Source organism: Fictibacillus terranigra, from assembly GCF_030412265.1.
Taxonomy (GTDB): domain Bacteria; phylum Bacillota; class Bacilli; order Bacillales; family Fictibacillaceae; genus Fictibacillus_C; species Fictibacillus_C terrinigri.
Genome location: NZ_JAUHLN010000001.1, coordinates 18950 through 33993, shown reverse-complemented (window position 1 = coordinate 33993; position 15044 = coordinate 18950). Strand labels below are relative to the sequence as shown.

Here is a 15044-nt window from a genome sequence, read left to right as displayed (position 1 = left end):
TAAAAGAATGGCGGACCCGACCGGGGTCGAACCGGCGATCTCCTGCGTGACAGGCAGGCATGTTAACCACTACACCACGAGTCCAAAAACAACTATGAAAATGGTGACCCGTACGGGATTCGAACCCGTGTTACCGCCGTGAAAGGGCGGTGTCTTAACCGCTTGACCAACGGGCCACTTTATAAGAAGAATGGTGAGCCATGAAGGACTCGAACCTTCGACCCTCTGATTAAAAGTCAGATGCTCTACCAACTGAGCTAATGGCTCTTACTTGTGAAATTATCGTCCGTCGGTCACTGTCTCTTCCTCTGCATGTGAAGCTGACGATGGAGATCCGTCGAGACAACTCGCCGCTCGCTCACGATGTGCTGCTCGTGACTGGGCTAATGGCTCTTACTGTGAAAAGTCGTTTTAACACGACAAGAGTTATCATACCATCGTTGTGGCAATTTTGGCAAGCAGTTTTTTAAAAAAATTGTAGAAAAACGTTTTTTCTTGGATTTTCATCCATGTTCATCAATAAAAAAACGGCTCTGCGCCAAAGCTAACAGAGCCGTCTCTCAACCCATACTTTATTGATATTAAACAAACACACCGCGAACCATGTTCGTTTGGTTACGGTCAGGTCCTACAGAGAAGATGGTCAACGGAATACCAGTCAGCTGTGATACACGTTCTACGTAGTGACGGGCGTTTTCCGGAAGGTCAATTAACGTTTTAGCGCCAGTGATGTCTTCTGTCCAGCCTGGAAGCTCTTCATAGACAGGCTCACATTCACTAAGAACTTTAAGGCTTGCAGGGAATTCATTGATGATCTCACCTCTGTATTTATAAGCGACACAGATTTTCAATTTCTCAATGCCAGTAAGCACATCGATGGAGTTCAGGGAAAGGTCAGTCAAACCGCTCACACGGCGTGCATGGCGGACAACGACAGAATCAAACCAGCCGACACGGCGCGGACGTCCAGTTGTCGTTCCATACTCACGCCCAACTTCACGAATTTGGTTTCCGATCTCATTGTTCAGCTCAGTTGGGAACGGGCCGTCACCAACACGCGTCGTATACGATTTGCAAACACCGACAACATGGTGGATTTTAGATGGTCCGACACCAGAACCGATTGTTACTCCCCCTGCGATTGGGTTGGATGAGGTAACGAACGGATAAGTACCTTGGTCGATATCAAGCATGACACCTTGTGCACCTTCAAAAAGAACACGGCGTCCTTCATCAAGCGCATCATTAAGTACAACAGAAGTATCGCATACATACTTTGCAAACTGCTGGCCATATGCGTAATATTCATCAAGGATTTCTTCTTTCGTGAATCCTTCTGATTCGTAGATTTTTTCAAACAGGCGATTCTTTTCAGCCAGGTTTCTTTCAAGCTTCTCTTCGAAAACTTCTTTGTCCAAAAGGTCTGCAATACGGATACCGATTCGTGCCGCTTTGTCCATGTATGCAGGTCCGATCCCTTTTTTCGTTGTTCCGATTTTGTTGGCTCCCTTGCTTTCCTCATCCAGGACATCAAGGCGAAGATGGTAAGGAAGGATCACATGTGCGCGGTTGGAAATTCTTAGGTTTTCTGTGTGAACACCAAGATCGTGCAAATACTTCAGCTCTTCTACAAGCGCTTTTGGATCGATAACCATACCGTTTCCGATCACACAGATCTTATCGCTATAAAAAATCCCTGATGGAATTAAATGAAGCTTATACTTCTTTCCGTTAAACACGATCGTATGCCCTGCATTGTTACCACCTTGATAACGGGCTACCACTTCTGCTTTTTCAGAAAGATAATCGGTAATTTTCCCTTTACCTTCATCTCCCCATTGCGTTCCGACAACAACTACGGATGACATTACACCAGCACCTCCAAGTGAACTTTAAACTCTGTTATAGATTCTATCATTATTACTAGTAATTTAAAAAACCATGCTTAGTTTATCAATATTCGAGGTGAAAGTCAACAAAACCCGAACATTATAAAATATTTACAGTTTTTCCGTTCGTGTTTGTGTTGGAAGAGCGCCGGACGGGGCTTTGCCCCATCCATCCGCTCAGCGATGATGATCTACTTTCGAGGGTTCCTTTCAAGCTTCAGTATGATTATGCGCCGCCCGATGGATGGCTACATCGTAAAAAACAGGCATCCTCACGTTAGAGAATGCCTGTTTTGGGTCTATTTTATGCGCCGGATGGAATGCTGTTTTCGTCATGTCTCCGGTCGAGGTTTACGAATTTGTTGTATTCTTTGACGAAGGCAAGTTCGACCGTGCCGGTTGGGCCGTTACGCTGCTTGGCTATGATGATTTCGATGATGTTCTTGCTTTCTGATTCTTTATCATAGTAATCATCACGATAAAGGAAGGCTACGATATCGGCATCCTGCTCGATACTTCCGGATTCACGAATGTCGGACATCATCGGGCGCTTGTCCTGACGGGATTCTACGCCACGGGAGAGCTGGGAGAGCGCGATGACCGGAACTTGAAGCTCACGGGCAAGGGCCTTGAGTGAACGGGAAATTTCAGAAACTTCCTGCTGCCTGTTCTCGCCTGCTCGCCCGTTCCCCTGAATAAGCTGCAAGTAGTCGATCAGGATCATTCCAAGGCCTTTTTCCTGTTTAAGGCGACGGCATTTAGAGCGGATATCACCGATACGCACACCCGGTGTATCATCAATATAAATACCGGCTGCAGAAAGGCTCCCCATTGCCATCGTCAGCTTTTGCCAGTCTTCAGGGATCAGAGAACCTGTACGCAGCCTCTGTGCGTCTATGTTCCCCTCCGCACAAAGCATACGCATGACAAGCTGCTCAGCACCCATCTCCAGAGAGAAGATGGCCACATTTTCATCGGTTTTCGTTGCCACGTTCTGCGCAATGTTCAGTGCAAATGCTGTTTTACCAACGGAAGGACGCGCCGCCACAATGATCAGATCGTTTCGCTGGAAGCCGGCGGTCATGCGGTCCAAATCAGCAAATCCGGTCGGGATCCCGGTGATGTCACCTTTGCGGTTGTGAAGCTGTTCGATGTTGTCATAGGCAGCAACAAGCACATCTTTGATGGAGATGAAGGCTCCTCCGTTTTTACGGTTCGCCACTTCAAGAATGGCCTTTTCCGCTTCATTCAAAACCGCTTCTACCTCTTCTTCGCGTGCATAACCGTTAGCCGCGATTTCCGTGGCAGCACGAATAAGCCTGCGGAGCAAAGATTTTTCTTCCACAATCTTGCTGTAGTAATCAATATTGGCCGCGGTCGGCGAGCTGTTTGCCAGATCACTTAAATAGGAGACGCCGCCGATTTCGTCGAGCAGCTTCCGGTCTGCGAGATCGGATGTGACGGTTACAAGATCAACAGGCTCTCCTTTTTCTGACAGGTCAAGCATCACCTGATAGATGCGCTGATGTGAGGCGCGGTAGAAGTCCTCTGGAATCAAGATTTCCGAAGCGGTGACCAATGCCTCCGGCTCAAGGAAAATGGCTCCCAGAACGGCTTGCTCTGCCTCTATATTCTGTGGTGGAATGCGATCAACAAAAAGATCACTCATATGACTTCCTCCTGAATGATAGCCTGCTTTCGTTCAGCAGGGAATATCCTGTTTACAGCAGATGAGACCGGTTAATCCCGGTCCCAGTCAGTCTGCTTATTCTTCAACTACATGTACTTTGATCGTACCCGTCACTTCAGGGTGAAGTTTAACAGGCACATTTGTATATCCTAAAGATCGGATCGGATTCGTTAAATCAATTTTTCGTTTATCGATCGTAACATTCATTTTCTTTAAGCCATCCGCGATTTGCTTGCTTGTGACGGATCCGAAGACACGGCCGCCTTCTCCTGACTTGGTTTTGATCTCAACTTCCATTTTACTAAGTTTCTCTTTTAACTGTTTCGCTTCTTCTAAAACAGCAGCAGCTTTTTTCTCTTCGCTTTTCTTTTGGCCTTCTACGACAGATAATGCCCCTTTTGTCGCTTCTGTCGCCAGTTTGTTGGGCAATAAATAGTTGCGGGCATAGCCCTCTGAAACATTTTTTACTTCCCCTTTTTTTCCTTTACCTTTAACATCCTGAAGAAAAACTACCTTCATTCTTCTTCTCCCCCTTCGAAATACTCGTCTATTACAGCTTTCAGTCTTCTCTCGGCGCCATCCAAAGTCTCGTTCTCAAGCTGGCAGGCTGCGTTGGTTAAGTGCCCCCCGCCTCCCAGTGCTTCCATGATCATCTGCACGTTCACATCACCGAGCGACCGCCCGCTGATACTGATCTTTTGATCATGTCTTTTGGCAATGACAAAGGACGCGCTCACATCGTTCATGGAAAGCAAAATATCGGCAGCCTGTGCGATCAGCACCTGGCCGCATTCTTCACTTGGCTCAGCTTTGGATATGACAATCCCATTTTTATAGGCCTTCGCATTTTCAATCAGTTTTGACCGCCGGTTGTACGTTTCAAGATCTTCTTTCAAGAACTTCTGGACAAGAATGGTGTCCGCTCCATGGGCCCTTAAATAGGAGGCTGCGTCAAATGTACGTGAACCTGTGCGAAGCGTAAAGCTCTTCGTATCCACAATGATCCCCGCAAGCAGGGCTGTGGCCTCAAGCATGCGCATTTTAAGCCGTTTCGGCTGATATTCCAGAAGCTCGGTCACCAGTTCTGCCGTAGACGACGCGTAGGGCTCCATGTAAACGAGAACCGGATCTCCTATAAATTCCTCTGCACGGCGGTGATGATCGATCACGACCACATGGTCAAGCTTGGAAAGGAGACGCTCTTCCATCACCATGGAAGGTTTATGAGTATCCACTACTACAAGCAGCGTGCCGGCCGTTGAAATCTCGAGCGCTTCCTCCGGCGTGATGAAATGCTTCCAAAGCGAATCTGTGCCTTTGATTTCGTTCATCAAACGCTGGACACCGGTATCGAGGTCAGACGTATCGAGCACAATATAACCATCTTTTCCATTGACCTGAGCCACTTTCAATATTCCCATCGCAGATCCCATGGAATCCATGTCAGGGCTTTTATGACCCATGATGATCACTTTATCGCTGTCGAGAACGAGCTCGCTTAATGCATGGGAAATAACGCGTGCACGCACTCTCGTTCTTTTTTCTACAGGATTGGTCTTTCCGCCGTAAAAGCGGACTTTTCCATTCTGCTGTTTGATCGCAACCTGGTCTCCTCCGCGTCCGAGTGCCAGATCCAGGCTTGATTGCGCCAGCTGTCCCAGTTCTGGCAAGGATGACGGCCCCGAGGCAACACCGACACTTAAGGTAAGCGGAACATTTTCTTTTGTCGTCGAATCCCTGACCTCATCCAGCACAGAAAAGCGGTTTTTTTCAAGCTCGCCTAAGATCCTCTGATTGAAAACAGCCAAAAACCGCTCGGAGGAAGTGCGTTTTAAGAAGATTCCATTGTCATTGGCCCATTTGTTCAAAATGGAAGTGACTTTGGAGTTGATGCTTGAACGGAACTGATCATCCAGTCCCTGTGTGACCTCTTCATAGTTATCGAGGTAAATGATTCCGATGCACGTTTGTTCTTCTTCATACAGCCGCTCGACTTCAATCTGCTCGGTTACATCAAAGAAATAAAGAAGGCGCTCCTCTTTTTTAAAATGCACTTCAAATTTCCTTGATTTTAAAATTACGATTTCCTCACGCGCGTCGCTTTTTATGAATGGCACCAAATCCTCGGAAACGAGATTAAGTGAGTGGCCGATAAAAGCCTCCTCTTCAACCCAAGCCCCCATATAGGGATTCGCCCATTCAATCTTATAATCCTCGTCATATAGGATGATCCCGATCGGCATTTCCATCAGCGCTTCTTCTCCGACCTTTTTGATGCGGTGGGAGAGGGTGGAGATATAATCACCCAAGTCTTCCTGGAAAGAGGTTTCAGCCCGCATTACGAAATAGAAGAGCAGCCCTAATAAAAGAAAGCCAACTGCTCCAATTACCCATTGGTAGTACGTAATGATGCTTACAAACAGGACCGATATGACGAACAAGGCTATCACGGGATAACCATGCCACCGTTTTAATAAAAACTTAGGCATACTTTCAGCTCCTACTGTCTGGTATTTATCCGTTTCTTTAATTCGAACCCTAAATCAATTATACCTAAGAATTTAACGACTTCCAGAAGAATTGGCAGAAAGGAGGAAGTAAATATTACTAGAACAGCTATAAAAATGGGAAGGGCTTTGGGCCATTGCCTTTTCTCGGCATAACTAAAGATAACGGTAAGCCCTTGTACAACAAGTACGAGGGACAGAATGATATATAGATTAATGGTAAGAATGTAGAGTCCAGACCCCTGTTCCGGCCCTGTGAAGGTCAAAATAAGGGCTAAAATATAATACCACAAAAATGATTTTGGAAACGACCAGTCCCTAAATGGCGGAAACGTCCTGTATTCCATCCTCATTCTTTTTAATACGAGGCCAACCAGCCACTGCGTCAAAAGGCTTGAGAGCACGGCTCCTATAATGATAGACATGGGAAGCATGTAGGGAATCATCGCTACCTGCTCACGCAAGAGATCCAGACGCGCTGCTTCCGGACCGCCCTCTTTATAGAACTTTGCCGCCTGATCAATCATTTGGTTAAATCGGCTCTCCGTCTCTTTTACGAGATTAAAATGAAGCAAATACTTAGCAAAGACAAGCAATATTAGGAGATTTAAGATTCCAACAAGGCTTCCGCCAAGCAAAACACCAAAGGCGGATGATTTTCGCTTGTAGAGTTCCCCCATCACGATACCCGCAAATCCTGAAAGAAATGCGTAGATGATGCCGCTCATCCCCCCGATTACTCCGGACAATACGAAAGTCACTGCCCAAACAAGCAGCCCTGGTCTCCACCCGTGTCTGATGATGAACAGAATAATGGGCAATGGCAGCAAAAAGAAAGTAAATGTGCCGATCAACGGCACGTTTAAATTGATAAGCATTAAAATAATGTAGATGCCGGACATGACCGCTCCGTCTACAATTGTTGATGTTTTACGCATGGTTCACCTCTGGCTTTATTGCCTACGGTCTTTATTGTAGTAAATTATGCGCTTTAAATCCAATGATATTCATTAGCTTAACCCCATCGTGCCAAATAAAACATGGACAACAGTATCTACCTTATCATGTTGGACGTTATAATGGAACCAGCGTACTCGATTACACGCAGAAGCAATACGGTAGTAATAGAGGAGGAGATAGCATGGAATTGACAGTTTACTTGGCAGGACAGATTCACGATGATTGGCGTGAACAGATCGAATCACAGGCAAAAGAAATGAACCTTCCTTTATCATTTGTTGGTCCGATGGAAGACCATGAACGATCGGACAACATAGGGGAAGAGATTCTCGGAAAACAGCCGAACGCGATTTTTAAAGATGAAGCAGCATCAAGCATCAATAACCTGCGCACCGATATCTTGATCAATAAGGCGGATGTGGTGGTCGCTCTGTTCGGTGAAAAATACAAGCAATGGAACACAGCCATGGATGCCGCCAGAGCAGCAGCCCTAAATAAGCCGCTGATTTTGATCCGGCCCGAAACCCTTCACCATCCTTTAAAAGAACTTTCCAACAAAGCCAGCCTTGTGGTAGAGACCCCGATGCAGGCACTGCAGGCACTTTCCTATATCTTTGAGAGTTAAAAGTAAAATCAAAAGCGGCTAAATCCTTCGATTTGGCCGCTTTTTTGATAGGTTTCTGAAACCAAAAAAACACAGCAAAGAGTAATCTTTACCGTGCTTTTAAGACTGAATACTATTCAGTTACGTATGGTAATAGCGCCATGAAACGAGCACGTTTGATTGCACGAGTCAATTGACGTTGGTATTTCGCAGATGTTCCTGTCACACGACGAGGAAGAATCTTTCCGCGTTCAGATACGAAACGCTTAAGAAGATCTACATCTTTGTAGTCGATGTAAGTGATTTTGTTTACAGTGAAGAAACAAACCTTACGACGCTTTTGGCGTCCACCGCGACGTCCAGCCATGGTTATTTCCCTCCTTCTTTTTGGAATTTTATATTTAGCCGATCACATATGTGGGTCCTAGAATGGCAAATCGTCATCAGAGATGTCGATCGGAGTGCCGTCGTTGGCAAATGGATCATCATTAAAGTTACTGCGCTTCTGGTTCTGCTGCTGTCCATAACCGCGGTCACCTGATGGCCCGCCAAAGTTGTTTCCGCTCTGGCTTTGGTACTGCTGTCCGCCGCCTGCGTTCGCATTCCTTGGCTCCAAGAACTGAACACTCTCTGCCATTACTTCAGTCACGTATACACGCTGACCTTGATTATTATCGTAAGAGCGTGTCTGGATGCGCCCGTCTACTCCGGCAAGCGACCCCTTTTTTAAGAAGTTCGCCACATTCTCAGCCGGTTTGCGCCAGATGACACAGTTAATGAAATCTGCTTCACGTTCACCCTGCTGATTGGTAAATGTACGATTTACTGCCAAAGTAAAGTTTGCAACCGCCACACCGCTTGGAGTATAGCGTAATTCCGGGTCCTTCGTTAAACGTCCAACAAGGATTACACGATTTAGCATTAGAACCTCTCCTCAAAGTTAAAAATTATCTCTCGTCTGCAATAGTCATGAAACGAAGAACATTTTCATTGATCTTCATAAGACGGTCGAATTCATTGATCGCTTCTACAGGAGCATTAACGTTCAATAGCGTGTAATATCCATCACGGAAGTCGTTGATTTCATATGCTAGACGCTTTTTACCCATTTCTTTCTCATTAGCGATTTCCGCACCATTATCAGTAAGGATAGTCTTCGCTCTTTCTTTAACAGCTGCAAGAGCATCCTCTTCAAGATTTGGACGGACGATGTACATGATTTCGTACTTTTTCATTCCGGTCACCTCCTTTTGGTCTAAACGGCCCAACAATAGGGCAAGGAGTAAACTATCAATAATTCATAAAAAATCGATAATTACTCACAATAAAGAATTATAGCAAAAACTATAGCTAAACACAAGGCCTATCGGACAAGGAATAAAAACAGGGAAAAAGCAGGTCTGCTTTTTCCCTGTTTGATCCTGTCTATTAAACGTTAAAGCGGAAGTGAACAACATCTCCGTCTTTCATTTCGTACTCTTTTCCTTCCAGCCTTACTTTTCCTTTTTCCTTTGCTGCTGTCATATTTCCCGCAGCCATCAGATCATCATAAGCGACGACTTCCGCACGGATAAATCCGCGTTCAAAGTCTGTATGGATGATTCCCGCACATTGCGGAGCTTTCATGCCCTTTCGGAACGTCCATGCACGAACTTCTTGAACACCCGCTGTAAAGTACGTAGCCAGTCCAAGTAGAGAGTAAGAAGCACGGATGAGCTGATCAAGACCTGCTTCCTGAATGCCGAGCTCTTCCAGGAACGCTTTTTTCTCATCGCCGTCAAGCTCTGCAATTTCTTCTTCAATCTTTGCACAGATTACAATAACTTCCGCATGTTCACGTGCCGCATATTCTCTTACCTTCACAACATGCTCATTTCCGCCCTCAAGCAAATCTTCTTCACTTACATTCGCCGCATAAAGAATCGGTTTCATGGTCAGAAGGTGCAAACCATAAACAATCTTTTTCTCTTCCGGAGTCAGTTCAACACTTCTTGCAGGCAATTCATTCAATAATGCCTCCTTAACTTTCACAAGAACGCTGAACTCAGCTACTGCATCTTTATCTTTCGACTTGGCCAGCTTCTCCACTCGGGCAATCCGCTTCTCAACCGTCTCCATGTCGGCAAAAATCAATTCCAGGTTGATCACTTCAATGTCATCGATCGGATCAACTTTTCCGGAAACGTGGGTGATGTTTTCATCCTCAAAACAGCGGACAACCTGAAGAATCGCGTCCACCTGGCGGATATGTGACAAGAACTTGTTTCCAAGCCCTTCTCCTTTACTGGCACCTTTCACAATCCCTGCAATATCCGTAAATTCAAAGGCTGTCGGCACTACTTTTTTCGGCTGAACCATTTCAGTCAGCTTGTGAAGGCGCTCATCCGGCACCTCAACAATTCCTACGTTCGGGTCAATCGTACAAAACGGATAGTTGGCCGATTCAGCCCCGGCTTGCGTGATGGCATTAAAAAGCGTCGATTTCCCTACGTTGGGAAGACCGACTATCCCAGTTGTTAAAGCCATATATTCCACTCCTCATTAATCTCATCATTTTGATTATATATTTTATCGTTCCATACTTGTTTGCACATCTTTCATAATTATAGGGTTTCAGCAGCCAAAAGACAAGCCGAACCGGCTAAAGTAAAAAAGGTTCATGATGACGTAAATTCCATTTAAAAAACAGAACCCGAAAAGCCAGGCTCTGTTCTCCTCATTCTTTATGTTCCACGTGGAACGCTATGTCCGTCTCTTACTCTTGGTGTGAAACGAGCACTTTTTTCAGCTTTTTAACAAAATCTTTTCTGGGGATTAAAACACTGTGCTGGCATCCGGTACATTTGATTCGGATATCAGCACCCATACGGATGACCTTCCAGCGGTTCGTTCCGCATGGATGAGGTTTTTTCATTTCTACTTCATCGTTTAAAAAGAATTCTTTACCTTCCAAGTCTTCCACTCCCCCGATCATTCGCTTTTTTTCTATTCTATAAAGAAACTCGCCGGGAGACAACGGATTTTATCCATCAGCTCTCGGAAACGGTTTTATGGTAAGAAATCAGCTTCTGGTAAGGCAGTTCGATGCCTTCTTCATCCAATCTGATTTTTATGGCTTTCTTGAGCTCCCTGGCCACTTTAAAATGTGTCATCGGAAGCACTTCCGCTGTTACCCTGATCACGATCTCGGCAGCAGCGACAGCCTGGATGCCAAGAACTTCTGGCTCTGCGACCATCTCGGGATATTTCGGGGTCTCTTCTCTTACGACTTCTTCAATGATCGCCTGCGCCCTGTCGATATCCTCTTCATAAGCAATACTTACATCAACGACAGCAATACTGTTATGGATGGAAAAGTTGGTCACTTCGGTTATCGACGAGTTTGGGAGAATGTGCAGCTCTCCTGTCCATTGTTTTAATTTGGTGGTGCGGAGCCCAATTTCCTCCACCGTTCCTTCAAAATTATTGATCCTTACAAAATCGCCTACTGCGAACTGCTGTTCAAAAATGATAAAGAATCCTGTAATGACGTCTTTCACCAGGTTCTGCGCGCCAAAACCGATGGCCAGCCCAACCACCCCGGCACCAGCCAATAAAGCCTTCACATCAATACTGAATTCACTGAGGATCATAAGCAAAGCAATAAAATAAATAAGATAGGCAGCAACGTTGTCCAATAGCCGAATAAGCGTGTTTTCTCGACGCTCAGACATTCGCAGCGGGCTTTTCATCCGTATCTTAAAGATATTGGCTATAGCAGCCCGAACGATTTTAACGACAATCACCGAACCGAAAATAATGGCCGCAATCTTCAGCACTTTCATGCCTAGATTAATCCATAGTTCCCCATTCCCTACCTGCTTATAGATTTCATCTGCCTGCTGGATCACACTGAGTAACTCCACTCGTTTCCAACCTCCATAAAATAATTAACTATGGATTAATGTACCCAATTTCGGTTGAACTTTCAACGAATAAAAACGAAATCTTTCTTGCTGGCTTTGGTTAAAAAGGAAGCGAAGGGGGTATAAAACCCTTAACCCCGAAATAAGTGAACAAGCGGCCATGAATCTTCAGCTTGTCCTTCCTGCATTTTTACTAAAAAAACAGCTGCCCGGCCTTGCTGTTTTCATAAAAAGCCTCCTGTATACCGCTTCACAATGTATAGTATTGCCATTTAGTCCGTATACTGGTAGTAACATTTTAAAGGAGTGGATTCTATGTTCCTTAAAAGGAAGCGCGTTCCCGACAAGCCTTTTCAATACAAAATGCACCACGAGGAAAAAGATGCATGCATGGTCATCACAGAAAACATTGGGAACCTTCTTCCTAACACGCAAACGACACCCGTTGTGGTGGTTTGCATTGGGACAGATCGATCCACCGGCGATGCATTGGGCCCTCTTGTCGGAACAAAACTTCATGCGATCAAAGCCTTTCCTTTTCATGTATATGGAACCCTGGATGAACCTGTTCATGCTGTAAATCTCTCGGAAAAACTTAAAATGATTGAAAAAAAACATCCTAACGCATTTATTATCGGCATTGATGCCTGCCTCGGAAAGCTGAATCATGTTGGAATGATTTCCATTGGCGATGGACCGGTAAAGCCGGGGGCCGGCGTTAATAAAGAACTTCCTCCGGTAGGAGATATGCATATGACGGGAATTGTCAATGTCAGTGGATTTATGGAATATTTCGTTCTGCAGAACACCCGTCTGAGCGTTGTTATGAAAATGGCTGAACTCATTGCAGACTCCCTTTATTTCGCCTCCATGAGCCAGCGTGTGAAGAAGAATATTACACCTCTTCCGCTGCAAATAGACGATTTGTATAATATTCAATGAAAAAAGCTGTTCAGGAAATCCTGAACAGCTTTTTTTAGATTAAACTCCCGGCAAAGCCGGACAGCCTGTCCCAATAATAGACGATACACACGATGATGATCGTAAAAAGAAGCGCGGGGAGGAGGTTGGCTACCCGTATTTTCGTTATCCCCAGAATATTTAACCCGATCGCAAGAATCATGATTCCGCCTGTACCTGTAATTTCGACGATCATCTGCTTCATAAGATCCGCTGGCACGACGCGGTCAATCTGGGTGGCAAACAAGGCGATCACTCCTTGATACAATAGAACGGGAACAGCTGAAAAGATCACCCCTACTCCTAAAGCTGATGTGAAAAAGATCGCGCAGAACCCGTCAATTAAGGCTTTTGTATAAAGCACAGCATGATCATGCCTTAAGCCGCTGTCCAGCGCACCAACTATAGACATCGCTCCAATGACAAAGACAAGGGTTGCCGTAACAAAAGCATTGGCGATCCCGCCTTTTTCCTTTCCTCCCAGCTTTTTTTCAAGGAAGAAGCCGAGCTGGGAAAGCTTGCCTTCCAGATCCAGCCTTTCACCAAGAACTCCTCCAATGGCCAGACTGGCAATGACGATTAAAAACTGTTTGCTTTTGAGTCCCATGCCGATTCCAAGAATCATAACTGCAAGTCCCATCGCCTGCATGATGGTTGTTTTTGTTTTCTCGGGGATATTCCGCCAGAACAAGCCAAGCAGACTTCCGATTACAATTGCAAGGCCGTTCACCAATGTTCCTAATAATGCCAATGTCTTTCCCGCCTTTTCATCTGATATACCTAAAAGATCTAAAAAAAAGTAAAACCACCGATTCGATGGTTTTACTGCTTTCCAATCAGATCCAGTATCCGTTCTAAATCTTCATCGGAGAAAAACTCAATTTCTATCTTGCCCTTCCGCTTTGTTCGTTTAATGGAAACGGAAGTTCCAAAATGATCCCGGAGGGTCGATTCTTTTTCAATCAGGAAGATGTTTTTTTCCTGGCCTTTTTTCGTTGTTTCACGTGAAACATTCTGATTGACCTGCTGGATCAGTTTCTCAAGCTGTCGGACGTTCAACTTGTCATTCACACATTTTTCAACGACAGCCTGCATTTTTGCTTTCTTTTTCAATCCAAGCAATGCTCTTCCATGGCCCATGGATAAAGCGCCTTTGGACAGCATTTCCTGAACGGGCTCCGGAAGCTGCAGCAAACGGACAAAGTTGGCAATATGAGGCCTGCTTTTTCCTACCCTGCCAGCCAGTTCTTCCTGTGTAAGCTTAAGGTGCTCCATCAGTTTTTGATAAGCCTGCGCTTCTTCGATCGGATTCAGATCTTCGCGCTGCAGATTCTCGATGAGGGCGATCTCCATCATCTTTTGTTCCGTAAAATCACGGATGATGACAGGCATTGTTTTCAGCCCTGCTTCTTTCGCTGCCCTGAAACGGCGTTCACCTACTACAATCTCATAGCCTTTTATGCTTTTTCTTGCGATTATAGGCTGAAGAACTCCGTGCTCCTTAATAGAGTCCCTCAATTCTGCAATGGCAGATTCATTAAACACTTTCCTCGGTTGATAGGGGTTGGGGCGTAAATCCTTTACGTTAATTTCAGTAACAGCATCCTCTTTATCAAGTTCTGTACCCGGAAAGAATGCATTAATTCCTTTACCTAACCCTTTCGCCACTGCCAATCACTTCCTTCGCTAATTCTAAATAAACCTCTGCACCTCTGGATTTAGGGTCGTAAATAATAATCGGTTTTCCATGGCTTGGCGCTTCAGAAAGACGAACGTTCCTTGGGATAATGGTGGTATAGACTTTATCCTGAAAGTATTTTTTCACTTCTTCAATAACCTGGATTCCTAAATTAGTTCTGGCATCAAGCATCGTCAAAAGCACACCGTCAATCGTAAGGTCCGTGTTCAAATGCTTCTGCACAAGCCGGACGGTGTTTAACAGCTGGCTCAGACCTTCCAGTGCATAGTATTCACATTGCACTGGGATGAGCACTGCATCCGCTGCTGTAAGTGAGTTAATCGTCAGCAATCCCAATGAGGGAGGACAGTCGATGATGATGAAATCATATTGGCTGCTGACCGAAGAAAGAGCTCTTTTCAGTCTTACTTCCCTTGATATCGTAGGCACCAGCTCAATTTCTGCACCGGCCAGCTGTATCGTAGAGGGTAATATATGTAATCCTTCACAAATCGTTTCTAAAATGATGTCCTTCACTTCTGCATCGTCAACAAGCACGTTATAAATACATTGATCAATATCGCCTTTGTCAACTCCCACACCGCTCGTAGCATTTCCCTGCGGGTCTATATCAACAAGTAAAACCTTTTTGCCGAAATAAGCCAGACATGCTCCGAGGTTCACGGATGTAGTTGTTTTTCCAACACCACCCTTTTGATTGGCAATTGCAATGGTTTTAGCCACGATGACACCTACCTCAATTCTTTACGAGAGTTCATTTCCTTTATCATATCATGAAATTCTTCTTTTTCTTACGGAAATCTATGAAAAATGACAGAAAAGATTTTTCA

At 45.1% G+C, this 15044-nt stretch carries 16 protein-coding genes and 3 tRNA genes; 2 read left to right on the top strand and 17 right to left on the bottom strand.

Annotation, left to right across the window (positions count from 1 at the left end):
- Positions 1-8 precede the first annotated feature (8 nt).
- The 8 genes from QYF49_RS00180 to QYF49_RS00145 form a co-directional block, all read right to left on the bottom strand.
- A tRNA-Asp gene (locus QYF49_RS00180) sits at positions 9-84 on the bottom strand.
- Positions 85-101: 17 nt separating this feature from the next.
- A tRNA-Glu gene (locus QYF49_RS00175) sits at positions 102-176 on the bottom strand.
- 15 nt (positions 177-191) lie between these two features.
- Positions 192-267: transfer RNA gene (locus tag QYF49_RS00170), tRNA-Lys, on the bottom strand.
- A 314-nt stretch (positions 268-581) separates the two neighbouring features.
- Positions 582-1868 carry an adenylosuccinate synthase gene (locus QYF49_RS00165; protein ID WP_290397624.1) on the bottom strand — a complete coding sequence of 429 codons (1287 nt, stop codon included), beginning with the start codon at positions 1866-1868 and terminating at the stop codon, positions 582-584.
- 325 nt (positions 1869-2193) lie between these two features.
- A complete protein-coding gene (gene dnaB / locus QYF49_RS00160; protein WP_290397623.1) occupies positions 2194-3558 on the bottom strand; it encodes a replicative DNA helicase in 1365 nt (454 codons plus the stop codon).
- Positions 3559-3654: 96 nt separating this feature from the next.
- Entirely contained in the window at positions 3655-4098 is a 444-nt protein-coding gene (gene rplI / locus QYF49_RS00155) for a 50S ribosomal protein L9 (protein WP_290397622.1), read from the bottom strand.
- Positions 4095-6068, bottom strand: coding sequence for a DHH family phosphoesterase (locus QYF49_RS00150; protein WP_290397621.1), 1974 nt, complete (start codon positions 6066-6068; stop codon positions 4095-4097). The genes rplI and QYF49_RS00150 overlap by 4 nt, the downstream gene beginning before the upstream one ends.
- An 11-nt stretch (positions 6069-6079) precedes the next feature.
- The gene (locus tag QYF49_RS00145; protein WP_290397620.1) at positions 6080-7024 is read right to left on the bottom strand and encodes a YybS family protein; all 945 of its coding nucleotides are present in this window, start codon (positions 7022-7024) and stop codon (positions 6080-6082) included.
- Positions 7025-7227: 203 nt separating this feature from the next.
- Here QYF49_RS00145 and QYF49_RS00140 point away from each other — a divergent pair, with 203 nt between their 5' ends.
- On the top strand, positions 7228-7671 hold the full coding sequence (locus tag QYF49_RS00140; protein ID WP_290397619.1) for a YtoQ family protein: 444 nt from the start codon (positions 7228-7230) through the stop codon (positions 7669-7671).
- 112 nt (positions 7672-7783) lie between these two features.
- Here the strand turns inward: QYF49_RS00140 and rpsR are convergent, their stop codons facing one another.
- The 6 genes from rpsR to QYF49_RS00110 form a co-directional block, all read right to left on the bottom strand.
- Positions 7784-8017: a 30S ribosomal protein S18 gene (gene rpsR, locus QYF49_RS00135; RefSeq protein WP_053356327.1), complete on the bottom strand. Its 234-nt coding sequence runs from the start codon at positions 8015-8017 to the stop codon at positions 7784-7786.
- A 57-nt stretch (positions 8018-8074) separates the two neighbouring features.
- Positions 8075-8572, bottom strand: a complete 498-nt coding sequence (gene ssb / locus QYF49_RS00130) for a single-stranded DNA-binding protein (RefSeq protein WP_290397618.1) — start codon at positions 8570-8572, stop codon at positions 8075-8077.
- 25 nt (positions 8573-8597) lie between these two features.
- On the bottom strand, positions 8598-8885 hold the full coding sequence (rpsF, locus tag QYF49_RS00125; protein WP_290397617.1) for a 30S ribosomal protein S6: 288 nt from the start codon (positions 8883-8885) through the stop codon (positions 8598-8600).
- 193 nt (positions 8886-9078) lie between these two features.
- Positions 9079-10176, bottom strand: coding sequence for a redox-regulated ATPase YchF (ychF, locus tag QYF49_RS00120; protein WP_290397616.1), 1098 nt, complete (start codon positions 10174-10176; stop codon positions 9079-9081).
- Positions 10177-10405: 229 nt separating this feature from the next.
- Positions 10406-10603 (bottom strand): DUF951 domain-containing protein, encoded by a 198-nt coding sequence (locus tag QYF49_RS00115; RefSeq protein ID WP_290397615.1) that lies wholly within the window; start codon positions 10601-10603, stop codon positions 10406-10408.
- A gap of 76 nt (positions 10604-10679) precedes the next feature.
- The gene (locus QYF49_RS00110) at positions 10680-11537 is read right to left on the bottom strand and encodes a mechanosensitive ion channel family protein (RefSeq protein ID WP_486599193.1); all 858 of its coding nucleotides are present in this window, start codon (positions 11535-11537) and stop codon (positions 10680-10682) included.
- A 333-nt stretch (positions 11538-11870) separates the two neighbouring features.
- Here QYF49_RS00110 and yyaC point away from each other — a divergent pair, with 333 nt between their 5' ends.
- Positions 11871-12497: a spore protease YyaC gene (gene yyaC, locus QYF49_RS00105; RefSeq protein WP_290397614.1), complete on the top strand. Its 627-nt coding sequence runs from the start codon at positions 11871-11873 to the stop codon at positions 12495-12497.
- Between the two features lie 34 nt (positions 12498-12531).
- Here the strand turns inward: yyaC and QYF49_RS00100 are convergent, their stop codons facing one another.
- The 3 genes from QYF49_RS00100 to QYF49_RS00090 form a co-directional block, all read right to left on the bottom strand.
- Complete coding sequence (locus tag QYF49_RS00100; RefSeq protein WP_290397613.1) at positions 12532-13266, bottom strand: DUF554 domain-containing protein; 735 nt, start codon at positions 13264-13266, stop codon at positions 12532-12534.
- Positions 13267-13337: 71 nt separating this feature from the next.
- Entirely contained in the window at positions 13338-14183 is an 846-nt protein-coding gene (locus tag QYF49_RS00095; protein WP_290397612.1) for a ParB/RepB/Spo0J family partition protein, read from the bottom strand.
- Entirely contained in the window at positions 14164-14937 is a 774-nt protein-coding gene (locus QYF49_RS00090; protein WP_290397611.1) for a ParA family protein, read from the bottom strand. Before QYF49_RS00090 ends, QYF49_RS00095 begins: the two co-directional genes overlap by 20 nt.
- Positions 14938-15044: the final 107 nt, after the last annotated feature.